Origin of the sequence: Sphingobium limneticum (genome assembly GCF_008710165.1) — a bacterium.
Classification (GTDB): domain Bacteria; phylum Pseudomonadota; class Alphaproteobacteria; order Sphingomonadales; family Sphingomonadaceae; genus Sphingobium; species Sphingobium limneticum.
In genome coordinates this window covers 40,604-62,982 of the sequence record NZ_VYQA01000006.1, presented here as the reverse complement: position 1 = coordinate 62,982, position 22,379 = coordinate 40,604, and the positions used below count along the sequence as shown (strand labels likewise).

The following is a 22,379-nucleotide window of genomic DNA, read 5'->3' as shown; positions in this document are numbered from 1 at the left end:
TGTTACAGGAAGAGGATGCGCAGATGTCGAGAGTAGCGATCGTGACGGGCGGAACGCGTGGCATCGGCGAGGCGATAAGCCTGGCGCTGAAGGAATTGGGCTACACCGTCGCTGCCAATTATGCGGGTAACGAGGAAAAGGCGAAGGCCTTCACCGAGAAGACCGGCATCGCGACCTTCAAATGGGATGTCGGCGATCATCAGGCCTGCCTCGACGGCGTGGCGAAGGTGACCGAAGCGCTCGGCCCGGTCGATATCGTCGTCAACAATGCCGGCATCACCCGCGACGGCGTGCTGGCGAAGATGAGCTTCGACGACTGGAACGAGGTGATGCGCATCAATCTGGGCGGTTGTTTCAACATGGCCAAGGCGACGTTCGGTGGCATGCGGGAACGCGGCTGGGGCCGGATCGTCAATATCGGTTCGATCAACGGGCAGGCGGGCCAATATGGCCAGGTCAACTATGCCGCCGCCAAGTCCGGCATCCATGGCTTTACCAAGGCGCTGGCGCAGGAAGGCGCCCGGTCGGGCATCACCGTCAACGCGATCGCGCCCGGCTATATCGACACCGACATGGTGGCCGCCGTGCCGCCGGCCGTGCTGGAAAAGATCGTGGCGAAGATTCCCGTCGGTCGTCTGGGCCAGGCGCATGAAATCGCGCGCGGCGTGGCGTTCCTTTGCAGTGAGGATGGTGGCTTCGTGACCGGCAGCACCCTGTCGATCAACGGCGGCCAGCATATGTATTGATGACGCGGGGCGACCCTGACCATGGCCCCGATGGGCCGGAAGGGTCGCCCTTCTCCCCGCCGGTCAAGCGCAGCGTGACCATAGCGGGGCACCAGACCGCCATCAGTCTGGAACCGATCTTCTGGGATGCCCTGCGTGCCCAGGCTGCCCAACATCAATTGCCCGTCAACGCCCTGGTCGCCCGCATCGATGCGGCGCGGCTTGCCGTGCCACATCCACCCAATCTGGCCAGCGCCATTCGCAGCTGGCTGTTCCTGCAACAATCTTGCAACATAGGTAATAATCAGTCGCAATAGCGTTGACTCTGCGAAGGACTCTCAATAGCAGCTTCTCCAACTACAAAAGGGGGATCTGTTATCATGTCAAAGTCCGGGAATATGACGTCCTTTCTGGCTTTGGGCTGCGTCGGCGCCATGGCTTTTGCGGCCAATGCCAGCGCACAGGGCGGGGAACAGGGCGCGCGCCTTGGCGGCGTGACCGTTACCGACAGCGCGATCGATGAATCGACGGTCAAGGTGGAGAAGGCGGAATCGCCCAAATATACCCGCCCGCTGCTCGATACGCCCCAGACCATCACGGTGATCGGCAAGGCGACGATCCAGCAACAAAATCTGCTCACGCTGCGCGACGTGTTGTCCACCGTGCCGGGCATCACCTTCGGCGCGGGCGAGGGCGGCTTCGGCTATGGCGACCGCATCATCCTGCGCGGACAGGATGCCAAGAACGACGTGACGATCGACGGCGTCCGTTCGGGCGCGTTCCTCAATCGCAACGAAGTCTATAATATCGAGCAGGTCGAAGTCACCAACGGCGCCAACTCGGTCATGAACGGCGGTGGATCGGTCGCCGGCACGATCAACCTCGTCACCAAGCGCCCGCTGGCCGACGACCAGACGGTCCTGAACGCCGGCGTTGGCACCGATCAATATTATCGCGCCACGATCGACAGCAACACGCGCGTCAATGACCTGATCGCCGTGCGCCTGAATGCCGTCTATCATCGCAACGATGTGCCGGGCCGCGATGTCGAGGATTATGAGCGCTGGGGCATCGCCCCCGCCATCACCATCGGCATCGATGGTCCCACCAGCCTGACGCTGCAGGGCGAATATCTGGATGACAAGGCGATGCCGCAATATGGCATGCGCTACTTCCCGGCGCTGGGCGGCATCGTCAAGGATTTCGACCGGTCGGGCTATTATGGCTATGCCAATCTGGATCATCAGAACAGCAAGACCAAGTCGCTTCAGGCGATCTTCAGCCACGCCTTCAGCGACAGCGTGAAGATCCGCAACCTGACCCGCTATGAGAATATCAAGCAGGATACCGTCACCAGCCAGCCCAACGGCACCTTCTGCCTGGACAATGGCACGGCGGGTGGTTTCAATCCGGATACTGGCGGCGCCTGCACCGTGCGCATCGGTTCGACCGCGGCCGGGCAGACGCTGACCATCCCGGTCGGCTATTATGTTCCGATCGGCGGGCGCGGGAATCAGCGCTTCATTACCAATGAAACCGCCTATAATCAGGTCGATCTGAGTGCCGATTTCGATACCGGCGGCATCGGCCACACACTGGTGCTGGGTGCATCGGCGCTGTGGGAACGCTATGATCAGCGTCAGGGCAGCCTTGGCCGCACCGCCAACGGTTTCGATCCTTATGCCGCGCCGTTCAGCGCGCCGGCGACCGGTGCCGGCACGGCCACCGCAACCTATAATGCCGCCGCCAGCCTGGGCCTCTACCAGCCGCTGGTCAGCATCGCCACTCCGGGGCAGGTCGTGACCGGCCCTGCCGCCACGTCGGGTCTGGCGCGCATCTATGGCAGCAACAATTATGTCGGCCCGGTCAACTTCATCCAGGCCACCCACGCCGTGGGTGAACAGACCAGCTATGCCGCCTATCTGTTCGACACGGTCAAGTTCAGCGACTTTTTCGAGATCAACGGCGGCCTGCGCTATGAGAAGGTGAAGGGCCTCAGCCGCACCTTCGCCTACAACACGACCGCCGGTTCCGCGGCGCTGGGTCAGCCGGGCGCCGTTACCCGCTTGCCGAACATGGACGAGACTCTCTTCTCCTACCGCATCGGTGCGGTGGTGAAGCCGACGCCGGACACCAGCCTCTATGTCGCCTATGGCAACAGCAAGCTGCCGTCCAAGGCATCGGTCGACGGCAGCTGCACCGCGAGCAATGCGGCCGGCGGCAGCGGCACTTGCTTTACGAAGCCGGAGACCACCAAAAATTACGAGATCGGCGCCAAGGCCGATCTGTTCGACAAGAAGCTGCTGCTGACGCTGGCCGCATTCCGCAACGATCGCGACCAGATCAAGGTCGTATCGGGCGATCCGACCCTGCCGGATCAGGCGACGGACGGTCATCAGCGGGTCGAAGGCATATCTTTCGGCGCATCGGGCAATATCACCAGCAACTGGACGATTTCCGCCAATTACATGTATCTCAAGTCGAAGATCAAACAGGGCGTTTCGGACTATTGCCTGGACAATCCGGGTTCGATCAGCACGGCGGCGGGCACCTGCGCCAACAGCGCGGCCTTCCCAGATCCCACGGCGGGCTATGCCCTTACCAACACGCCGAAACATTCGGGCAGCCTGTTCACCACCTATCGTTTCGCCTTCGGTCTGGAGCTGGGTTATGGCCTGACCTATCAGGGCAAGTTCCTGATGAACCAGCCGACCCTGGCGCAGCTGACGGCGGGCAATTACATCGCCTATCATGTGCCGAGCTACACCATCCATCGCCTGATGGTGAACTATCCGATCACGGACAATCTGAAGGCCCAGGTGAACGTCCAGAATTTCACGAACGAGAAATATGTGACGACGGTCCGCAACTCGATCGGCAATAGCTGGGCGCAGCCGGCGCCGACCCGGTCGGCCGTGTTCAGCCTGAACTATCAGTTCTGATCCTGAAATCCCCAGCTGCGCGGGGGAGAAAATAAGGGGTGGGCGGCGATTATTGCAATCTGCATCGGGTCGCCGGCCGCCCAAACTTTGCTGATTATTGCTCGGACGCAATTGATTCGCATTAGGCTTCGCGTTATGGGCGCGGAAAGGGAGGCGCTGTCATGCTGCAAGCCGCGAGTCTGCCGATCGACGATTATGATGCCATTTCGGAGCAGGCGATCGCGCCCGCGCCCGCCATGTCCCGTTCGCCGGTCGCCTCCGGCCCAGCCGCCGCTCGCTATGGGGCACGGTCGCGGCCCAATCTTCCTGCCATTGCGGCCATTCTTGCCCTTCACGCGCTGGCGATCGGCGCGCTCGTTCAAGTGCGTAACCATGTGCAGCGCATGGAGGCGGCAAAGCTGACGGTCGTCAACCTGACCCCGCCACCACCGCCCCCGGCCGCCGAGACGCCACCGCCACCGCCGACCAAGCCCGCAGTGGTCGCGCCGCCGCCCATCGTGCAAACACCCGTGCCGGTCCAGACGATACAGACGACGCCCGATCCGACCCCGGTGCCGACCCCCACGCCCGTCGCGGTCACGGTGGCCGTGCCGGGGCCACCGGCGCCCGCCGCGCCGCCGGCCCCGCCCAGCATCGTGCAGGGCGGCGACCTCGGCGCGCAGATGGTGGCGGGCAAGCCGCCGCGCTATCCGGTCGAAAGCCGCCGCAAGCATGAACAGGGCACGGTCGTACTCAGCCTGATCGTCGGGCTGGACGGCGCGGTCGAAAGCATCAGCGTGGCGCAGAGCAGCGGCTCTTCCCGGCTGGACAATGCCGCGCGCGATGCCGTGAAGGGCTGGCGCTGGAAGCCGATCCTGCGCAGCGGTCAGGCCGTGCGGGTCAAGGGCGTGGTCGAAATTCCTTTCATCCTGCGGACCGACGCCGCCTGACGGACACGCTTTTCCATGCTGATTGCCATACCCGACCTGATCGACGCTGACGGCGTCGCTGCTATCCGCGCGCTGATCGATGCGGCCGACTGGGTGGATGGCAACATCACATCCGGCCACCAGTCCGCGCTTGCCAAGCGCAACCTGCAATTGCCCGAGGATAGCGAGGCGGCGAAACGCGCTGGGCAGATGGTGCTGGATGCGCTCGGTCGATCGCCCTTGTTCATCGCGGCCGCATTGCCGCTCAGGATTTTTCCGCCGCTGTTCAACAGCTATGCCGGGGGGCAGAATTTCGGCGTGCATGTCGACAATGCCGTGCGCATCCAGGCCGGCACCGGCTTTCGCGTGCGTTCCGACCTGTCGATCACCGTCTTTCTGGAGGCGCCGGACGCCTATGATGGCGGCGAACTGACGATCGAGACGCATTTCGGCGTGCAGCAGGTGAAGCTGCCGGCGGGGCATGCGGTACTCTATCCTTCTTCCTCGCTCCATCGGGTCGAACCGGTAACGCGCGGGCGGCGCGTGGCCAGCTTCTTCTGGCTCCAGTCGATGGTTCGGGACGATGGCGCGCGGCAGATGCTGTTCGATCTCGATCGCAGCGTACAGGGCGTCGCCGCCGCCATGGGGCAGGGCCATGACGAGGTGATCCGGCTGACCGGCGTGTATCACAACCTGCTGCGCCGCTGGGCCGACGCCTGATCTCAGGGTCACAGGCCCGATTCTCCAACGAAGTTCACACCGTGGCAGGGCCTTTTGGGGCCTTTTGCGCTCGCGAAGCGCGCGTGCGGCGTCACCGACGCGTCACATGGGTGACGAAGATGCGCCAGTGCTGCGCCGTTGGCGCGACAGGCTTGGGCCGCTTTTGCGACGGGAAGGTCACGCCTTCGCGGGGAAGGATGGGGCTGGTCCATCTGTGAGGATAGATCAGAGAAAATCCTACTTTGGAAGTTTTGTGGAAGGGGGAGGCGCGGGATCGGATATTCGCGATATCGTCATCCCGGGCTTGATCCGGGATCCCGCTTTCTTCCAATCTATGGCTTCGAGACGGCAGCGGGACCCCGGATCAAGTCCGGGGTGACGAATGTTGGGAGCATCCGCTTCCCACCCTAAAACGCGCTCAATCCAGCATCGCGGCCATGGCCGGCGTCATATATTCCTGCGCGCCGCTTGCCGTGCGCATCACCAGGCGCGCGGGCAGGCCGTGGCGGGTGGCGAGGTGCATGCCGCGATCCGGCCCCATCACGGTGATGGCGGTGGCCCAGGCGTCGGCCAGCATCGCCTGAGCGTGCAGCACCGTCACCGACGCGACCCCCTGTGCGATCGGCTGGCCGGTTGCGGGGTCGATGCTGTGGGACAGGCGGGCGCCGTCCTGCATGCGGAAGCGGCGATAGTCGCCGGAGGTGGCGACGGCCAGGTCGCAGAGCGCAATGCGCAGCGTGGGGACGGGCAGGTCGGTCGGCGGTTCGACATCCACCCACCAGGGCTGGAGGTCGGGCTTTATGCCCTCACCGCGCAGTTCGCCGCCGATTTCGATCAGGAAATTCGTGACGCCCATGTCGAGCAATGCATCCGCCACGGCATCGACGGCAAAACCCTTGGCGATGCCGGAGAAATCGAGCGTCACATCGGCCAGCCGTCGGGCATGGCCGCGCTCCAGCTCTATCCGGCGCCACGGTGCCGCGATGGCATAGGGGGAGGCGAAGGCGTTCGGCCCGAAACCCCAATGATCGACCAGCCGGCCGATCGCGGGATCGAAGGCGCCGTGCGACAGGCGGGCCATGTCCAGCCCGGCGCGCAATACGGTCAGCATGTCGGCGGGTAGCGGCATCCATTCGCCGACAGGTGCGCGGTTGAAGCGGCTGATGGCGCTGTCCGCTTCCCAATTGCTCATCTGGTCGATGATGCGGGCCAGCACCGCTTCGATCGCGGCGGCGCAGCCTGCGGGCGGCGCCACGATCTGCGCCGACCAGCTGGTGCCCATGGTCGGCCCGCCAAACGAAAGGATGGCGCCCGGCTGCTGTCGCCCAACCAATTGGTCGGGCGACAGGCCGGGCGCGATCGCGATACGGACGCCGTGGGACGTCGGCGGTGTCAGGGCGCCAGCACTTCCAGCGTGGTGATGTAGGATGCGCGGCGCTGCGGCGGGCCGGCCGGAGCCTGCGGGCGCGGCGCGGGCGGGGTGCCTTCGCCGGCCTTGGCGCCGGGACCACCTTCGCCGCCCGGACCGCCTTCACGGCCACCGCCGAGCGTGGCGTTCAGCCAGTACATGCCGGGCTGCGGCCAGGTGATCGTTGCCTTGCCATCCTTGTCGGCCGTCAGATCGATCTGGCCCAGCGCGTCGCGGTAGCGGATGCCGCCGGGAATGACCGTGATCTTGAGGCCGGCAGCGGGCTTGCCGTCCAGCAGGAACTGGAAGGTCGCCGCTTCGCCGGATACGAGGTCGTTGGGGTGGGTGACGGGAACCAGCTCGATGCCGACGCCGGTGGGCTTGAAAATGGTCGTGCTGGGTGCGCCCAGCGTCACGAAAATCTCGTTCCGGCTCGCCATTTCGGCGGTCTGCACATTGGTCGCGCCGGCGGGGATGACGCTGGCCAGCTTGTCCTTCGTCGTGCCGCGCGGCAGCCGTTCCTGCTTGCCGTTCAGCGTGTAGCTGCCCATCACGCCGGTCGACACATTGGCGATGCGATAGGTGCCGGGCTTGGTCAGATGAACGTCGAAGGTCGAACGATAGCGGCCCTTGGCGGCATTTTCGATCTTGCCGGCTGCGCCGTCCGGTTCGGTGACGACGACATTTTCCGTGCCCATCGGGAAATGTTCGAAATAGAAGACGTCGTTGGAAATGGCGGCGTCGACCGTCACCCAGCTGTCATTGCCCGACAGGGTGGTGGACGACGGCAGCATCCACTGGCGGTGGGCCTGCGCCGTGGTGGCGAGCGAAAGGGCGGCGAGTGCGCCCGCGATCAGAAATCTGGCCTTCATGGTCTTTCCCCTGTTACTTTCCGAAGCTGAGGGCGACGGCGCCCAATTCGCTGCTGCCCGCCGCGCGGACCGTGGCGCCGGGCTTTGGCGGCCATGAGAAGGGCAGGCGGACGACTTCGCGGCCACCCACTTCGCGGGCCGCTTCGACCAGCAGCGTGTAATTGCCGGGCGCCAGCGTGCCGAGCGGCCCCTTGCCGGCCGTGAAGGCGATCTTCTGGTCGCCGGGCGCGCGGGTCGCGCCGCTGACGCCATCGACGGGGAAGGTCAGCGCACGGCCGGATGCGCGCCACCACTGGCGCACGTCGCGCAGCCATTTGGTGCCTTCGCCCTTGGCCTTGTCATAATCATACCAGACCGCCAGGCTGCGGGGGGCGGCGCCCTCCTTCTCGACCCAGATGGCGACATAGGGGCGATGATATTCGGCGACCGACAGGCGCGGAATATTGACGCTGACGTTGAGCGTCTGGGCCGTGGCAGGTGCGGCGGCCGTGCCTGCCACGCCGAGCGCGGCCGTGCCGGTCAGCAGCAGGCGATGACTGATCTGCATGAGCGAAATAATCCCCCGTTAGTGGATGAAGATGATGGCTAGGATCGCCGGGATGGCGAGGCCGGCGGCGACCAGAGGCCAGGTGCTCGGTCGTTTCTTGGCATGGATTTGCAGCAGGACGAGGCCGGTGAGCGCAAAGACGAAGCAGGCGATCGAGAAGATGTCGATGAACCACTTCCACGCGCCACCGGCGTTGCGGCCCTTGTGCAGATCGTTGAGATAGCTGATCCAGCCGCGGCTGGTGCTTTCGCTGCTCACCTTGCCGTCATGCCGGTCGATCGACACCCAGCCGTCGCCGCCGGGGCGGGGCAAGGCGAGATAGATTTCGTCGGCCGACCATTCGGCGACGCCCTGGCCCGACTGGCCCACCGATTTTTCCACCCAGGCCGCGACCGGGGCAGGCAGGGGCTTTTTGGCATCGGGTGCATCGTAGGCCGCCACCTGTTTCAGCAGATCGGCGGGCAGGGTGGCGCTTTTCTCGATCGTCTGCGGCGATGCTTCCACATCGGCGGCGTGATTGAGGGTGATGCCGGTGAAGGCGAAGAGCAGCAGGCCGATGAGGCTGATCGCCGAGCTGACCCAGTGCCAGGTATGCAGCTGCTTCATCCAGAAGGCCTTGGCGCTCTTCTTCCTGGGCTTCTGGATGCGGGCGGTTCCGTGCATTGGAAAGGGGACTTGTCCTGCGAAAGATGATTTCAACGCATAAAGAGAACGACTCGCAGTTGCAAACGAGTCGCATCGAGAATCTTGTATCAAAATGTAAGATGCTGCGACGAGCGGCCCCGGCGCGAGGATCGGCGGGCGGGTCTTGCTATTGACGATGCGGGCCACCACCTCTAGCCGCGCTGTATGCCTGATGTAACACGGATTAAATATGTCCGGGGCGTCATGGATTTTGAAGGGCTGTGCGGGGAGAGCGCGGGGCCGCTGCTAGGAATATATTATGTTGGTGCCGGCCGTCGCTGCGGGAATGATGATGATGGGTGCGCAGGCGCAAAGCGCGGCGCCGCAACTGGCTGTGGCTGCGGAGGTTGCCGCGATACAGGATGTTGCCCCGTCCACCGCCCCGGCAGTGCCGGCTGAGGTTGCGCCACCGCCCGCCGCCACGCCGCCCGCGCCGCAGGATGATGCCGCGCAGGACATCGTCGTTACCGGCGACAAGGGCGCGCCCAAGGGCGATCCGCTGGAGCAGTTGAACGCCAAGAGTTTCGAGGCGGTGCAATCGGTCGACAAGGCGGTGCTGGAGCCGGTGGCCAAGGCTTATAATAAGGGCCTGCCGCGCCCGGTGCGCAAGGGGCTGCGCAATTTCTTCTCCAATTTGCAGGATCCGGTGGTGGCCGCCGCCTATCTGCTCCAGTTCAAGCCGGGCAAGGCGTTCGAGACGGTGGGCCGGTTCGGCGTCAATTCGACGCTGGGCTTCGTCGGCCTGTTCGACGTGGCCAAGCGCAAGCCGTTCAACCTGCCCCATCGCAACAATGGCCTGGCCAATACGCTGGGCTTTTACGGCATCGGGCCGGGGCCGTACATGTATCTGCCGATCGTGGGGCCGACGACGCTGCGCGATATTATCGGCGACACGGTGGACAAGATGATCCTGCCCTTTGCCGTGGGCAAGCCGTTCAACAAGCCCACCTATGTCATCCCCTCGACGATCCTGAACCAGCTGGGCGAGCGCGCCGCGTTCGACGAGACCATCACGGCGATCCGCAAGGAAGACGACCCCTATACCGTCTACAAGACCATGTATCTGCGCCAGCGCAAGGCGGAGATCGAGGCATTGCATGGCCGGGTGTCCGACGAGAAATTCGTGCCCATCTATGGCGAGGATATCCGCACGCCGGGCAAGAAGGACGCGCCCAAGCTGGTGGTGCCCGATGCCTATGGCGATGATGTCGAGGATGCGCCGGCAGCGGATACGCCGCAGTAAGTGACACGCTATTATGTGTAGCGTTCCCCGGCGAAGGCCGGGGTCCAGTAGCACGGTTTGAACTGGACCCCGGCCTTCGCCGGGGAACATCCCGCATGGCTTTACGATATAAGGTGAAAGCATAAAAAGGGGCGCCATCCGCATGGGATGGCGCCCCTTTTTATGCTGTGCGGGCGATCAGCGGCCCAGCAGACCGCGCGCCTGGCCGGCGATTTCCGCCAGCATCGCGACATTGGGCGTCGCGGCGGCCTTGGCACGCTGGACCAGGGTGCGGAACTGGCGGACGCGGGCGCCCTTGGCCTGCAGCCACTCTTCGACATGGGTGGCGACGTCCTTGCCCTTGCCCTGCGCCAGGAAGTCGAGCCTGACTTGCTGCATGTCGCGGGCGACGCCGGAAATCAGCAGGCGCTCCCACGGATCGGTCGGTTCCATGCGCGCGGCGGCGGATTGGACCCAATCGATGCCGACCGCTTCGCCCAGATGGGTGAAGGCGCGGGTCAGCGCGATTTCCTCCACGCCCAGCCGCGCCGCGAGCGAGGCGATGCCGACGGCGCCGTCCAGCTTGAACAGCCCGGCGGTACGCACCGCCAGCGTTTCGGGAGCGCCAAGGCCGATCAGCCGATCGGTGACGGCGGCGGTGCGGCGCTGCGCCTCGCTGGTCAGCAGATCGTCGACCTGATGGGCCAGCAGGCCGACGCCTGTGGCCAGACGCTTATGCCCCTCGGCCGGCAGCGTGCCGGCAGGCAGGGCGCGCAATATGTCGGCGATCTGCGCCCGCATGCCGCTGGCAATGTCGCTGAACAGGGCAAGGCGTGCGCCTTCTGACATATCCGCCGCGTCGATATCCGCCCAGAGCGTGCCGATATCGTAGAGGCGTTCCGCGATCAGGAAGGCGCTGGCCAGATCGGCGAGCGAGCAGCCTTCCTCCTCCGCCAGTTCGAACGGGTGGATGAGGCCCAGACGATTGACGATGCGGTTGGCGACCTTGGTGGCGATGATCTCCTTCTTGAGCGCATGGCCGGCGATCGCGTCCGCTTCCTTCTTCTGCATGGCTTCGGGGAAGGCGGCCATCAGTTCGGCCGTCATGCTCTCGTCCGTGGCAAGATCGCCATGTTCGATCGCATCCTGCAAGGCGAGCTTGGCGGTCGAGAGCAGTACGGCCAGTTCGGGGCGGGTGAGGCCCTGACCATCCTGTCCACGGCGCAGCAACTGGTCGTTGGCGGCCAGCCCCTCCACCTGCCGGTCGAGCCGGCCGGTTTCCTCGAACGTTTCGATCAGGCGGACATAGGAGGCAAGGTCGGCCGCGCCGCCGGCTTCGGCGATGGAGAGGCCGAGCGCCTGAAGCCGGTTATCCTCCAGCACGATGTCGCCCACCGCGTCGGTCATGCTTTCCAGCAGCGTGTTGCGCTTGTCGAAGGGCAGGCGGCCTTCCGCCATTTCCTTGTTCAGCGCGATCTTGATGTTGACCTCATTATCCGAACAGTCGACGCCGGCGCTGTTGTCGATGAAGTCGGTATTGATCCGCCCGCCATGCAGCGAGAAGGCGATACGGCCCGCCTGGGTCGTGCCCAGGTTCGCGCCTTCGCCGATCACCTTGACGCGCAGCTGTTCGGCATTGACGCGCAGGCGATCATTGGCCGGATCGCCCACGTCGCCATGGCTCTGCGCGGCGGCCTTCACATAGGTGCCGATGCCGCCGAACCAGAGCAGGTCGGCCGGGGCCTTGAGGATTGCGGAAATGAGCGCGGCCGGCTCCATCTCCTTGTCCTTCACGTCCAGGATCGCCTGCATTTCGGGCGTCAGCGGGATACGCTTCAGCGCGCGGGAGAAGACGCCGCCACCCTTGGAAATGAGCGACTTGTCATAATCTTCCCAGCTGGAGCGGGGCAGGGCGAACATGCGGTTGCGCTCGTCCCAGCTTTTCGCAGGATCGGGGGTGGGGTCGAAGAAGATGTGGCGATGGTCGAAGGCGGCGACGAGCTTGATGGCTTTCGACAGCAGCATGCCGTTGCCGAACACGTCGCCCGACATATCGCCGCAGCCCACGACGCTGACCGGCTCGCTCTGCACATCGACGCCCATTTCGGCGAAGTGGCGCTGGACCGAAATCCATGCGCCGCGCGCGGTGATGCCCATCGCCTTGTGGTCATAGCCGTTGGAGCCGCCGCTGGCGAAGGCATCGCCCAGCCAGAAGCCGCGATCCAGCGCGATGGCGTTGGCGACGTCGGAGAAGGTCGCCGTGCCCTTGTCCGCCGCGACGACGAAATAGGGATCGTCGCCATCATGCACGACGACGTCGGCCGGATGCGTCACCTTGTTCTTCACGATATTGTCGGTGATCGACAGCAGGGATCGGATGAAGATGCGATAGCTTTCGGTGCCTTCGGCGATCCAGGCGTCGCGATCGGCCTGCGGGTTGGGCAGTTGCTTTGGATAGAAGCCGCCCTTCGCGCCGGTCGGCACGATGACGGCGTTCTTCACGCGCTGCGCCTTCATCAGGCCAAGGATTTCGGTACGGAAATCGTCGCGACGATCCGACCAGCGCAGGCCGCCACGGGCGACCGGGCCGGCACGCAAATGGATGCCCTCGACACGCGGGGAATAGACCCAGATTTCGCGCCAGGGCAGCGGCGCGGGCAGGCCGGGCACCAAGGCGCTGTCCAGTTTGAAGGCGATCGCCTCCTGCGCGGCGGGGGCGTAGAAATTGGTGCGCAGCGTCGCGGTGATGACGGCGCGCAGCAGGCGCAGGATGCGATCTTCGTCGATCGCCGTCACCTGTTCCAGCCCGGCGTCGATTTCGGATTGCGCCTGCGCGATACGGTCGGCTGCGCCATCCTGCGCGGCGGGATCATGCAGCGCTTCGAACAGGGTGATGAGGTTGTTGGCGACGCCCTGCGCCTTGCGCAGCGTGTCGGCGAAGGTCACCATGCCATAGGCGACGCCCGCCTGACGCAGATAGCGATAGAGGGCGCGGAACAGCACGACCGATCGCGGCGCAAGACCGGCGGTGACGATCAGTTCGTTCAGCCGGTCATTTTCCGCCACGCCTTCCAGCACCTGGGCGATGGCTTCGGTCACGACCTCCGCACGATCGACCACGACCTGCGCATCGTCACCGGCCGGCAATTCCAGCACGAAGCGCTGGACATGGCCCAGCGTGCCGCCCTCGATCGCGCTGCCGCTGATCGCGGTGGTCATTTCCTCGATCACGCGGAAACCGAAATTCTCGAAGGCGGGGACGACTTCGGACAGGGCGACGGTGACATGGCTGTAGAGTTTCAGCCGCAGCCGTTCGACGCTGTCTTCCGGGTTGCGGTAGATGCGGATCGACTTGTCGCCATCCCCCGACAGGCCATGGATCAGGCGGATGTCGACGGCGGCCTCTTCCGGACCCGCGCCGTTGCGATAGGCGAGCGGGAAGCCGCCGCCATAGCGCTGCGCCATGGCGGCGGCGCGGCCCGGCTCTTCAGTGACGGCCAGTGCCTCTTCGACCGCCGGAATCCAGCCGCGCACCATCTGCTTGAGCATCCGGTCCAGCGCGATGTCATCGGGCACGACCCCGCCATCGCGCAGGTCGAGCGTGATGCGCAGCAGCGCCAGGCCGCCTTCCTCCAGCGCGATCGACCAGCTGAGCACGGTGCCATGGCTCTTGAGCGCCAGCATGTCCTGAATGCTCACGCGGCGGGCGGTGGACAGCTCGTCGCGCGGCAGCCAGACGAAGGCATAGAGGTGACGCGCCAGTGCGCTGGTGGCGAGCGCCAGCTTGGGGCGCGGCCGATCCGTCAGCGACATGAAGGTCAGCGCCAGCCGCTCTAGCGTCTCGCGGTCGAAGCCGATCGTGATGTCATGGGGCAGGGCGGTCAGCGCATGGGCCAGCGTCTTGCCGGCATGACCCTGCGGATCGAAGCCGAACTTGTCCATCAGCGTGGACAGGGCCGAGCGCAGCAGCGGCACCTTGTCCGGGGTCGCCGACAGGCCGGAGCTGGTCCACATGCCGGCATGGATCGACAGGGCCTTGACCGTCTTGCCTTCCCGCACGGGAATGATGATGAGGTCGAGCAGCACCAGGCGATGGACGCGCGAAATCCGGCTGGACTTGATGATCAGCGGGGTGCGCTTGCCTTCCTCGAACCAGGTGAAGGCGGCCTCCAGCGAGGCGGGCGCGATCAGCGGCTTGTCATGGCGGGTGCAGATGCCGAGCGGCGCGCTGCTGCTGCCGTCGCGGTGCAGGATTTCATGCCCCGTCTGGGTGAAGTGGCGGGCCAGGAACCAGCGCAGCAGGGCGGCGCCTTCCTCATCCGGCACGGCGTCGGCATCGGCGGCCATGGCCGACTGCATCTTGGGCCAGTCGGCGACCGCGACGCGCACGTCGGCCAGCGTTTCCTGCAAGGATTTTTCGAGCGCCCGGCGCGCCTTCGCATCGGCGCGGTCGGTTTCGATATAGATCATGGATTCGCGGCGGGCGCCGGACGCATCCTCTTCGAACACGCCGGTCAGCGCGCCATCGCCATCGCGCGTCACGAACAGGACTGGGTGGAGCAGGCGGTGGATGGTGATGTCGGCCGCCGCCAGCGCATTGGCGATGGAATCGACCAGGAAGGGCATATCATCATTGATGATGGCCAGCCGCATGAAGCGGCCATTGGCGCCTTCGCCCAGCGTTTCCACCGCAATCGCCTCATGGCCAGGCTTCCGGCCATTGGCGGTGCGGCCCAGGAATGCGGCGGCGGCAGCCAGCGCGGCCTCGTCAAACCCTTCGCTTTCGCCGGGCAGGGCACCCCGGCTGAGCGCGCCTTCCAGCGCCTCGCGAATATTCTTGTCGACTTCCTTGTTCTTCGCTTCCGCCAGCGCCGTCATTCGCTCACCTCTTGCCACGGGTTCGTCCCGCATGGATCATAACGGAGGAGGCGCTGGATCGCCGCCATGCGACTCCTCGGCTTTAGGGCCGCCTATATGCGCCCGGCCAAGGGGCTGCTCAACCCTTGTGAGAAATAAAATTTCCGATTTTTGAAATAATATGATGCAGCGCAACATGGCCCGCGCGGGATGTGCGGGGCCGGTCGGTCGAGGCGACTATCGTTCAGCCCGCGCAGCATGTCGAGCGCGGATGCGCGCTATCTGAACCTATTTTCTTACGTCTTTACGGCAGGTCACGGGCAGACATGCCGTATCAGCGTGCGGCGGCGCTGATCACCCGCTGGTTGAGATCGCTGTCTTCCGGCAGGGCGGCGACGATCGCCAGCGTGCCATCGGCCTCCCGCCGGGCGATGACGACGGCCAGGCCATCGGCATCGGTGGCGACGGCGACCGGATCGATCGCGACGGCGGCCTTCACCGTGTCGCGCGCCATCTGGCGACGATCCGGCTTGGCAGGCGTCTGCGATCGGCGGGCGGCGCGTTCGTCGCGCACCAGGGCTTTGAGGCCACCGACATAGTCGGACAGATAGGCGGCGAGCGATCCGACGCTGAGGCCTGCGTTCATCGCATGGTCCAGCGCGGTGGCATATTCGGTGATGCGCGTCTTGTCGTAAGTGGCGCCGAAGACCAGCTTGATGACGGCGGTCATCGGGCTGCGCGCTTGCGCCTTGATCCCATAATCATGCAGCAGTTCGGCATAGTCGTCCGGGCGGACGCGGGCGACCTGGGCGAAATCATAGGAGAGGCTGACGGCGCGATAGAGGGCGGCGTGGCTGCGCGCCTCGCTGATCCGCACGCGGGCGGCGCCATCGCGGGCGATGGCCAGCCAGTCGGCCAGCGGCGCATCCTCGGTCGGGCATTCCATGCCGGTGAGGTCGAGCGCGTCGTCCTCATCATCCTCTTCTATGTCGAAGGCCAGGCTGTTGCTTTGCTGGTCGGCGGCGGGACCGTCGGCCCAGATCGGCGCGGTGTCCCGGGCGGCGGGCGCGCTGCGCATCGCCTCGTCCACTTCCAGCTCCAGCGCATCGGTCAGGCTGCGGCTGGCCAGTTCCTTCCAGTTGATGACGCCGAACACGAAGTCGATCGTCTCATCGTCGGAGGAAAAGGGCATCAATATGCCGCGATACATGATTTCCGCACCGCGCTGGTTGATGAATTCCGCTTCGAAGCCGATCGGCGCGGCATTGGCGATGATCTGCAGATAATGGTCGGTCAGGCGCGACAGCAGCGAACGGGCCGGCACATCGTCGATATAGCCGATCGCTCCCTCGATCTGGCACTCGGCGCGCAGCGCGGTGCCCAGATAGACGATGGCGGGATTGTCCAGGCCGACGCTGAAATCGAGCAGCACCGAATGTGGGCCGAAATCCTCCAGCTGTTCCGGGGCCAGATCCTCGATCGAGGGCAAAGTGCGGTCGCCCAGCAGCGACGCCCAATAATTATAGGCGCGCACCTGCATGCGCCGTTCATCGGAGATGACGGCGGGCGGCGCATCCATCTGCGCGTCGCCGACATAGTCGAAATCGTCCTCGTCATTGGCGGCATCATGCCCCCGCAGCGTGTCCATTCGATCGTCCTACCTTGCGCTGAAAAAACTATTCCGGGACTCGACAGTGGCACGGGATGGTAAATTTGCCGTAAACAGGATGGCGCGGATCGGCCGGGACAGGGCGAAACTGGTGCGGGCGGAAAAAAGGCGGCGGCGGAGTGAAATGCCCGCTTGTCCAATCGCCCAACCGCTGTTATCTGCCCGCCCCGACGCCGCTTTAGCTCAGTTGGTAGAGCACATCATTCGTAATGATGGGGTCACGTGTTCGAGTCACGTAAGCGGCACCATTTCGGTCCAAAAGCCCGAGTCCCTAGCACCGCCGCCTCTACGCCAGAGACGGCGGTGAGGGTGCGCAGCAACTCGGTGCGCGTGCCGCAGATTCGCACATCCGTCTTGCTGTGGACCTCGACCCGCTGGGCCACCGCCCGAATATGGTTTCGCGCATAGGAGCCATCGTCGTGGCGGAGCTTGCGTTTGGCGACCAGCGCGAAGGCGTGAAGGCTCTCGACCGTGATCTCCGGGCTGATCCGCTCAATGTGTGCGACCGCGCGCTCGGCATCGCCTCTGGCCTGGTCGCGGATGGTGGTCAGCTCGGCAATCCGCGCCTTGAGCGACGGATCGCCCATATCGACCAATCCATTCTCGATCGCTTCATAGAGCCGGGAAAGCTTGGTCTCGACCTCAGTCGCGCGCCGTTCCATCTCGGCGACGTGCTGGCGGCGCTCGGTCACCCATTCGTCGCGTCGGGCAATAAGCTGGTCCATCAGCACTTCAAGGCGCGCGGGATCGAGCAGCCGCTTCTCCAGGTGCTCGATCACCGCCTCGTTCAGCCGATCCATCGGAAGCGAGACGCCGGGGCATCCCGTCTTCCCTTTCGTCGCCTTGGTCGCGCAGGTGTAGTAGCGATACTCCTGCCCACTCCGGCTGGTGCCGGTGCGCAGCGTCATCGCGCCACCGCAACAGGCGCAGAAGCAGATGCCCGTCAAGAGCGTCGATCCGCCCACCGCCCGCGGCGGCATCATCTTCGGGCTGCGCGCTTTCAAGGATCGCTGCACGGCCTCGAACTCCGCCACCGTTATGATCGGCGGCACCTCCATGATGGCGTGCTCGGTCTCCGGCTTCGCGCGCCCCTTCTTCACGTCATAGGTGTTGAAGCGGTGCTCGCCGATATAGGTGGTCCGCGTCAGCACCTGATGGACCATGCCCTTGCCCCACCGACCGCCATAGCGCGTGCGGATATTATTCTCATTGAGCCAGCACGCGATCGCCATGACCCCGATCGGCCCGCGCCCATCCGCGCCTTCCAGCGCCAGCCGGAAAATGCGGCGCACCGTTTCGGCGTGGAGCGGATCGATCTCCAGCTTTTTCTTGATCTTCGCGCCGCGCTGCTCGGCCGCGACCGCGCGATAGCCGATCGGAGGACGGGCGCCATTCCAGAAACCCTGCCGGGCGTTTTCGTTCATCGCGCGCAGCGTATGCTTGCCGTTCTCCTTCGACTGATATTCGTCGAACAGCGTCATGATTTTCCGCATCATCTCGCTCATCGGATCATCGCCGAGAATCTGCGTGATGGAGACGAGCTGCACGCCGTTCTTCGCCAGCTTGCGGAGGTAGAACTCGAACTGGAATTGATCGCGGAAAAAGCGCGAGAAGCTATGGACCACGATCACGTCGAAGGGCGACGGCCTTTCCAGCGCCGCGTCGATCATTTCCTGGAAGGCGGGACGGCGATCGTCTGTGCCCGAAACCCCCGGCTCGACAAACTCGGCCGCGACTTCCCAGCCGTTCGAGTGGCAATAGCTCGACGTCTGGCGGCGCTGGTCCGGGATCGACAGATCGCTCTCGGCCGAACGCGGCGACGAGACGCGCAGGTAGAGCGCGGCCCGCAGCGCCGGTTGCACGGCTCCGGTTTCCGAGGGGGCGAGAGCAGCGTTCGTCATCGTTCGACCAATCTTTGAATAGTGTGCATCGGCAGCACGAGGCGTTGGGAATCTGGCAGGCGCACGAAGCCATTGCCTTCGTAGAAGGCTGCCGCGCGATCATTGATGGCGTCCACGACGAGTATCGACGAGCCAGCTGTCGCGGCCGTCGCCCAGACGCGCTCGACGGCATCGGCGATCAGGATCGCCCCAAGGCGTTCGCCCTGCCTCGCTTGCGACACCGCGAGCTGGCCGATCAGCGTCGCGGCGACGAGCGGGTAACGCGGGACATGCTTTCGCGCCGCTGCCGGAATGTCGCCCTGCGCGATGTTGGCCTGACTAAGCGTGTAATAGCCGAGAACCACGCCGGGATTTGCACGCTCGGCGAGAACGAACACACCAGCCGAGCGGCGGCGCATGTCCTGGCCCGCCTGCCTCCGCAAATATCGATCGAGACTGTCGATGCCGCAGGAAAATCCCTCGCGGTCGTGATGCGGCCCCAGCGGCTCGACCTGCAAATCCGCATGCGCCGTCATGATCAGGACGCAACCCGGCGCCGGTGCTCCTGGAGAGCGCGGATCAGCCGCTCGCTGGGCTCGGGCGGATTGATGAGCGCATCGAAGAACGCCGCGCGGTCGCGATCCGACAGCACGAGCGTTTCATGCTCGGCGATCGTTCGCCGCGCCGTGTCGGCTAGCGCTGTCACGCAAAAGTCGCTGACCTTGCGCCGCGTGAGGTGAGCTGCCCGCTCGATCAAATCCTTCGTTTCTTCGTCAATACGGAAGCCGAGCCGCTCGACGCGATTGGCTCTGGCGGACTCCGCTACGGCTTGTTTGCGCGGCATGGGACCGACTCCTGACTTATCCATTTCCGCTACAATGTACGTCACTTTGACGAACATTTCAACCCCTTTCCATTGGCCGTTTTAGGGGAGCGGCCCGAACAGGGCGTCCAGCTCCTCACGAAAAGCGCCTTCGATGACGCGCAACTCGGCATCGCCGATGGGAACCTGCTCGGGCCAGTCGTCGGTAACGACGATCGGCGCGCTGGCGGCATTCTTGCGCGCCGACGCGCGCGTCGGCTGCGGCTGCATGTAATCGTGCAGGTCTTCCAGCCCTTCCGACCAGCCGCGGGGTGCGCGGCGGCGACGTTTGCGAGAGAGTCCCATATTGCTCAAGCTGCCGCGCATCTCTCGGGAATCCAGCAAAATCGCCCTCGGGCGCATACATGCCGGACCCGTAGCAACGGCGGCGGGATTCGGCGCACGGCGGCGCAAGGCGGAAATAGCGAAGTGTAGCGTAGCAAAGATAAGTGCTCACGGCGGGATCGTGGATGCCGTGTGCAGCCCGGTTTGCTATCCTCCCGCGCATGGACTCGCGGACGGACACCGACACCGACACCGACAGAATCGACGAGGCGGTGCTTGCCCTGCTATGGCTCAACCTCAGCACCACCGGCACGGCCTGGAAAGGCTTCGACTGGAGCGCGATGGATCGACTGCACGAACGCGGGCTGATCTCCGATCCTGCGCGCAAGGCAAAGTCGGTGCATCTGACCGACGACGGCATGGCCGAAGCCGAGCGCCTATTCACCGCGCTGTTCGCTCGCCCGTGAATCCTGCCACGCCGACGCGAAAGCCATAACCCAGCCATCGCTGCTGGGTCCGCTGAAATACCGGGTGCAGCATTGTCTCCCGTCCTGCCTGCCCGACCGACCCTCGCGGCCTCCCTCGTGGCTTGATCTGATCGTGTCCACCTGGCGGCGCAACGGCGCCGGGCAGCTTTTTTCCGCCGCCTTCGGCTTTGCAGCGCGAAGCAAAAAAGCGGCCCTTTGGCCGTCCATAGGCCGCAAGCGGTGCGCAGCCGAACGTCCCCGATCTTCGACACGCCACGAGGCCGCGAAGGGCGCGGTCCCGAGTCAAGAAAGGACTGACGACATGATCTGCGGAAACTTCAAAGCGACCGATCGCGGCTTTCACGGCGAAATCCGCTTTTTCGGTCTCAGCGAGAAGGTGGAAATCCTTCGGATCGGCGACAAGGCAAGCGACAAGTCGCCCGACTATCGCATCGTTGCCGCCGACGATGAACGCGTGGAATTCGGTGTGGGCTGGCTCAAGGCCACCAAGGACCAGAAGCCCTACGCTTCGCTCAAACTCAATCCGGTCCTGGCGCCGGACGTTCATCTCCGGCTTGTCTCGACCGAGACAACGGGCAAGTTCGAGCTGAAGGTCGACTGACCGCGGAAGCGTCCCGCCAGCAATGGCGGGGCGCTTCCAGTTTTCCATAAAGGATCTGCGCCGTGCGAAACCGCACCAGCCATTGCATCGGCCTGCCACCGGACGATGCCATACTCGCTACAGGCGCCCGCCCAGCCAGATAACGGTAAGCCCAGGACTCCGCATCCTGGTCGACGGAGGCATCCATGCGCGCAAAGTGCAGGGGAAGCGTCCCACTTCTGCCCCCATTCCTACCTTGCCCGGCGTGTTTTCCACTATGGCCCTAGCCTTGCCGATCCCGCTTTGCCCGAAAATCCGTTCATCTCCCTCCCGGGCTGGTTGCTGATTAGCGCATCTGGCTTTGCCGGGCGCCTCATGCGGGAAGTGGCATAGCCACCAAGCAGAAAACCGGCGCCAGCGCCTACGGTTTCCGCAAGCGGACCCTCCGTTTTTCAGCTTGCCCGCGTCGCCCGCCAAAGCCTGCCTGATGCATCAGCAACGCCAGCACACAGGAGGCAGACATGAAAAAGGATTGGGCAAAGATTCGCAGGATCAACAAGGCCAGGGCCGACCGGAAGATGGCCGCCGAGCAGGCCAAGCCGGAATGGGAACGGAAGTGGGAAGCGCGCGAACTGGCACGCGCCCACGGATACATCCCCTACCTCAGCGATGAGGTTGCAGCCTACCGCGACCTGTAAGGCGGACAGCACCCGATGGCGCCCCACGCCATCGGGTTTTTTTGTGCCTCGCAGGATAGCGGTCTGGGGGGATCGAGCAGGGATCGGCCTGAAGGCCGCGCCGGTAATCCCGGCTGTCATTTGCTTTTCGCGCCGCCAAGGCGGCGCGATCGTTGCTAAGGACGTAGTCCTCGCGCCGGTCAAGGTAAGTGGAACCGTCCGGGGCGGTATCCCCACCTTCCGCGCTTCGCTTGTGCAGGCGGGTGATTCCCCTCCGCCCCGGCCGCCCTTGCCCCGTTGCTACCCTTGGCTCGCCGCCGGGCAGAAGTTCAGGCGCGGCATTCCGCTTCGCTGAACTTCAGAACCAAAGGATTTGAGATATGACCAGCAAGGCACAGGCTCCCCGCGATGTGATCTTCAACGGTGATTGCATTGAAGTGATGCAGGCTTTCGATAGCGGCACGGTGGATTTCATCCTGACCGATCCGCCCTATGTGACCCGCTACCGGGACCGCCAGGGGCGCAAGGTCGCCAATGACGATAACGGCCGGTGGCTGCGTCCGGCGTTTCGGGAAATGCACCGCGTCTTGAAGGATGGCGGCTTTGCGGTTTCCTTCTATGGCTGGAACAAAGTCGATTTGTTCATGGATGCATGGAAGGCGGCAGGCTTCCGCATCGTCGGCCATCTTGTTTTCCGCAAGCGTTATGCGTCATCGGCCCGCTTCCTTCGCTATGAACATGAGCAAGCCTATTTGTTGGCAAAGGGCAATCCCGTCCGTCCGACACGGCCTATCCCCGATGTGCTCGATTTTCCTTACAGCGGGAACCGCCTGCACCCCACGCAGAAGCCGGTTGAAGCACTGGCGCCATTGATCGAGGCTTTCACGCAGCCGGGCGACCTTGTCCTGGACCCATTCAGCGGTAGCGGTTCGACCCTTGCGGCAGCCCAGCAACTCGGGCGCGACTGGACCGGCATAGAACTGGACAACGGCCACTATCACACCGCCAGCAAGCGGCTTGCCGCGCGGCAGCATCGCCGGGCGGCCGCATAGG

20 protein-coding genes and 1 tRNA gene are annotated in these 22,379 nt (G+C 64.5%); 11 read left to right on the top strand and 10 right to left on the bottom strand.

All coding sequences use genetic code 11. The features are described from left to right. Positions 1-23: 23 nt before the first annotated feature. The 5 genes from phbB to F4U95_RS09610 all read left to right on the top strand — a co-directional run bounded on the left by phbB (position 24) and on the right by F4U95_RS09610 (position 5,295). Positions 24-746 (top strand): acetoacetyl-CoA reductase, encoded by a 723-nt coding sequence (phbB, locus tag F4U95_RS09630; RefSeq protein WP_120252153.1) that lies wholly within the window; start codon positions 24-26, stop codon positions 744-746. After that, positions 746-1,042 (top strand): ribbon-helix-helix domain-containing protein, encoded by a 297-nt coding sequence (locus F4U95_RS09625; protein WP_120250734.1) that lies wholly within the window; start codon positions 746-748, stop codon positions 1,040-1,042. The genes phbB and F4U95_RS09625 overlap by 1 nt, the downstream gene beginning before the upstream one ends. An 81-nt stretch (positions 1,043-1,123) precedes the next feature. Continuing rightward, positions 1,124-3,667: a TonB-dependent receptor gene (locus tag F4U95_RS09620; RefSeq protein WP_425505051.1), complete on the top strand. Its 2,544-nt coding sequence runs from the start codon at positions 1,124-1,126 to the stop codon at positions 3,665-3,667. A gap of 236 nt (positions 3,668-3,903) precedes the next feature. Then, entirely contained in the window at positions 3,904-4,596 is a 693-nt protein-coding gene (locus F4U95_RS09615) for an energy transducer TonB (protein WP_425505053.1), read from the top strand. A gap of 15 nt (positions 4,597-4,611) precedes the next feature. After that, positions 4,612-5,295, top strand: a complete 684-nt coding sequence (locus F4U95_RS09610) for a Fe2+-dependent dioxygenase (RefSeq protein ID WP_120250731.1) — start codon at positions 4,612-4,614, stop codon at positions 5,293-5,295. A 418-nt stretch (positions 5,296-5,713) separates the two neighbouring features. Here F4U95_RS09610 and F4U95_RS09605 read toward each other — a convergent pair whose 3' ends face one another. The 4 genes from F4U95_RS09605 to F4U95_RS09590 form a co-directional block, all read right to left on the bottom strand. After that, positions 5,714-6,577, bottom strand: a complete 864-nt coding sequence (locus F4U95_RS09605; RefSeq protein WP_150425513.1) for an FAD:protein FMN transferase — start codon at positions 6,575-6,577, stop codon at positions 5,714-5,716. A gap of 110 nt (positions 6,578-6,687) precedes the next feature. Then, complete coding sequence (locus F4U95_RS09600) at positions 6,688-7,575, bottom strand: DUF4198 domain-containing protein (protein ID WP_150425512.1); 888 nt, start codon at positions 7,573-7,575, stop codon at positions 6,688-6,690. Positions 7,576-7,588: 13 nt separating this feature from the next. Next, the gene (locus F4U95_RS09595; protein WP_150425511.1) at positions 7,589-8,122 is read right to left on the bottom strand and encodes a DUF2271 domain-containing protein; all 534 of its coding nucleotides are present in this window, start codon (positions 8,120-8,122) and stop codon (positions 7,589-7,591) included. An 18-nt stretch (positions 8,123-8,140) separates the two neighbouring features. Then, entirely contained in the window at positions 8,141-8,785 is a 645-nt protein-coding gene (locus F4U95_RS09590) for a PepSY-associated TM helix domain-containing protein (RefSeq protein WP_150425510.1), read from the bottom strand. A gap of 280 nt (positions 8,786-9,065) precedes the next feature. On the opposite strand from F4U95_RS09590, the gene F4U95_RS09585 reads away from it, so the two are divergent. Continuing rightward, a complete protein-coding gene (locus tag F4U95_RS09585; protein WP_150425509.1) occupies positions 9,066-10,049 on the top strand; it encodes an MlaA family lipoprotein in 984 nt (327 codons plus the stop codon). A gap of 177 nt (positions 10,050-10,226) precedes the next feature. On the opposite strand, the gene F4U95_RS09580 is transcribed toward F4U95_RS09585, so the two are convergent. Together F4U95_RS09580 and F4U95_RS09575 are read right to left on the bottom strand one after the other, a co-directional pair. After that, positions 10,227-14,906, bottom strand: a complete 4,680-nt coding sequence (locus tag F4U95_RS09580; protein ID WP_150425508.1) for an NAD-glutamate dehydrogenase — start codon at positions 14,904-14,906, stop codon at positions 10,227-10,229. A gap of 313 nt (positions 14,907-15,219) precedes the next feature. Further along, positions 15,220-16,533 (bottom strand): PAS domain-containing protein, encoded by a 1,314-nt coding sequence (locus tag F4U95_RS09575; RefSeq protein ID WP_150425507.1) that lies wholly within the window; start codon positions 16,531-16,533, stop codon positions 15,220-15,222. Between the two features lie 193 nt (positions 16,534-16,726). On the opposite strand from F4U95_RS09575, the gene F4U95_RS09570 reads away from it, so the two are divergent. After that, positions 16,727-16,802 (top strand) — tRNA-Thr (locus F4U95_RS09570). Here F4U95_RS09570 and F4U95_RS09565 read toward each other — a convergent pair. The 4 genes from F4U95_RS09565 to F4U95_RS09550 form a co-directional block, all read right to left on the bottom strand. Next, positions 16,773-18,416, bottom strand: a complete 1,644-nt coding sequence (locus F4U95_RS09565; protein ID WP_246171548.1) for a recombinase family protein — start codon at positions 18,414-18,416, stop codon at positions 16,773-16,775. The two genes, F4U95_RS09570 and F4U95_RS09565, sit on opposite strands and share 30 nt — an antisense overlap. Before the next feature lie 35 nt (positions 18,417-18,451). Further along, entirely contained in the window at positions 18,452-18,952 is a 501-nt protein-coding gene (locus tag F4U95_RS09560; protein ID WP_230962457.1) for a GNAT family N-acetyltransferase, read from the bottom strand. Between the two features lie 20 nt (positions 18,953-18,972). Then, entirely contained in the window at positions 18,973-19,278 is a 306-nt protein-coding gene (locus F4U95_RS09555; RefSeq protein ID WP_060977325.1) for a type II toxin-antitoxin system TacA family antitoxin, read from the bottom strand. A gap of 81 nt (positions 19,279-19,359) precedes the next feature. Beyond that, a complete protein-coding gene (locus tag F4U95_RS09550) occupies positions 19,360-19,602 on the bottom strand; it encodes a hypothetical protein (protein WP_125458862.1) in 243 nt (80 codons plus the stop codon). A 200-nt stretch (positions 19,603-19,802) separates the two neighbouring features. Here F4U95_RS09550 and F4U95_RS09545 point away from each other — a divergent pair, with 200 nt between their 5' ends. From F4U95_RS09545 to F4U95_RS09535, 4 genes are all read left to right on the top strand, one after another. Continuing rightward, complete coding sequence (locus tag F4U95_RS09545) at positions 19,803-20,048, top strand: DUF6429 family protein (RefSeq protein ID WP_060977327.1); 246 nt, start codon at positions 19,803-19,805, stop codon at positions 20,046-20,048. 133 nt (positions 20,049-20,181) lie between these two features. After that, on the top strand, positions 20,182-20,670 hold the full coding sequence (locus tag F4U95_RS25105) for a DUF736 domain-containing protein (protein WP_223806432.1): 489 nt from the start codon (positions 20,182-20,184) through the stop codon (positions 20,668-20,670). Positions 20,671-21,170: 500 nt separating this feature from the next. After that, on the top strand, positions 21,171-21,347 hold the full coding sequence (locus F4U95_RS24585) for a hypothetical protein (RefSeq protein WP_155645922.1): 177 nt from the start codon (positions 21,171-21,173) through the stop codon (positions 21,345-21,347). 359 nt (positions 21,348-21,706) lie between these two features. After that, positions 21,707-22,378, top strand: a complete 672-nt coding sequence (locus F4U95_RS09535; RefSeq protein ID WP_060977329.1) for a DNA methyltransferase — start codon at positions 21,707-21,709, stop codon at positions 22,376-22,378. The last annotated feature ends 1 nt before the right edge of the window (position 22,379 follow it).

What these genes read in the sequence shown, in the direction of transcription:
- phbB (WP_120252153.1), top strand. Translation starts at nt 24, where the DNA reads ATGTCGAGAGTAGCGATCGTGACGGGCGGAACGCGTGGCATCGGCGAG.
- F4U95_RS09625 (WP_120250734.1), top strand. Translation starts at nt 746, where the DNA reads ATGACGCGGGGCGACCCTGACCATGGCCCCGATGGGCCGGAAGGGTCG.
- F4U95_RS09620 (WP_425505051.1), top strand. Translation starts at nt 1,124, where the DNA reads ATGACGTCCTTTCTGGCTTTGGGCTGCGTCGGCGCCATGGCTTTTGCG.
- F4U95_RS09615 (WP_425505053.1), top strand. Translation starts at nt 3,904, where the DNA reads ATGTCCCGTTCGCCGGTCGCCTCCGGCCCAGCCGCCGCTCGCTATGGG.
- F4U95_RS09610 (WP_120250731.1), top strand. Translation starts at nt 4,612, where the DNA reads ATGCTGATTGCCATACCCGACCTGATCGACGCTGACGGCGTCGCTGCT.
- F4U95_RS09605 (WP_150425513.1), bottom strand. Translation starts at nt 6,577, where the DNA reads ATGGGCACCAGCTGGTCGGCGCAGATCGTGGCGCCGCCCGCAGGCTGC.
- F4U95_RS09600 (WP_150425512.1), bottom strand. Translation starts at nt 7,575, where the DNA reads ATGAAGGCCAGATTTCTGATCGCGGGCGCACTCGCCGCCCTTTCGCTC.
- F4U95_RS09595 (WP_150425511.1), bottom strand. Translation starts at nt 8,122, where the DNA reads ATGCAGATCAGTCATCGCCTGCTGCTGACCGGCACGGCCGCGCTCGGC.
- F4U95_RS09590 (WP_150425510.1), bottom strand. Translation starts at nt 8,785, where the DNA reads ATGCACGGAACCGCCCGCATCCAGAAGCCCAGGAAGAAGAGCGCCAAG.
- F4U95_RS09585 (WP_150425509.1), top strand. Translation starts at nt 9,066, where the DNA reads ATGTTGGTGCCGGCCGTCGCTGCGGGAATGATGATGATGGGTGCGCAG.
- F4U95_RS09580 (WP_150425508.1), bottom strand. Translation starts at nt 14,906, where the DNA reads ATGACGGCGCTGGCGGAAGCGAAGAACAAGGAAGTCGACAAGAATATT.
- F4U95_RS09575 (WP_150425507.1), bottom strand. Translation starts at nt 16,533, where the DNA reads ATGGACACGCTGCGGGGGCATGATGCCGCCAATGACGAGGACGATTTC.
- F4U95_RS09555 (WP_060977325.1), bottom strand. Translation starts at nt 19,278, where the DNA reads ATGCCGCGCAAACAAGCCGTAGCGGAGTCCGCCAGAGCCAATCGCGTC.
- F4U95_RS09550 (WP_125458862.1), bottom strand. Translation starts at nt 19,602, where the DNA reads ATGGGACTCTCTCGCAAACGTCGCCGCCGCGCACCCCGCGGCTGGTCG.
- F4U95_RS09545 (WP_060977327.1), top strand. Translation starts at nt 19,803, where the DNA reads ATGGACTCGCGGACGGACACCGACACCGACACCGACAGAATCGACGAG.
- F4U95_RS24585 (WP_155645922.1), top strand. Translation starts at nt 21,171, where the DNA reads ATGAAAAAGGATTGGGCAAAGATTCGCAGGATCAACAAGGCCAGGGCC.
- F4U95_RS09535 (WP_060977329.1), top strand. Translation starts at nt 21,707, where the DNA reads ATGACCAGCAAGGCACAGGCTCCCCGCGATGTGATCTTCAACGGTGAT.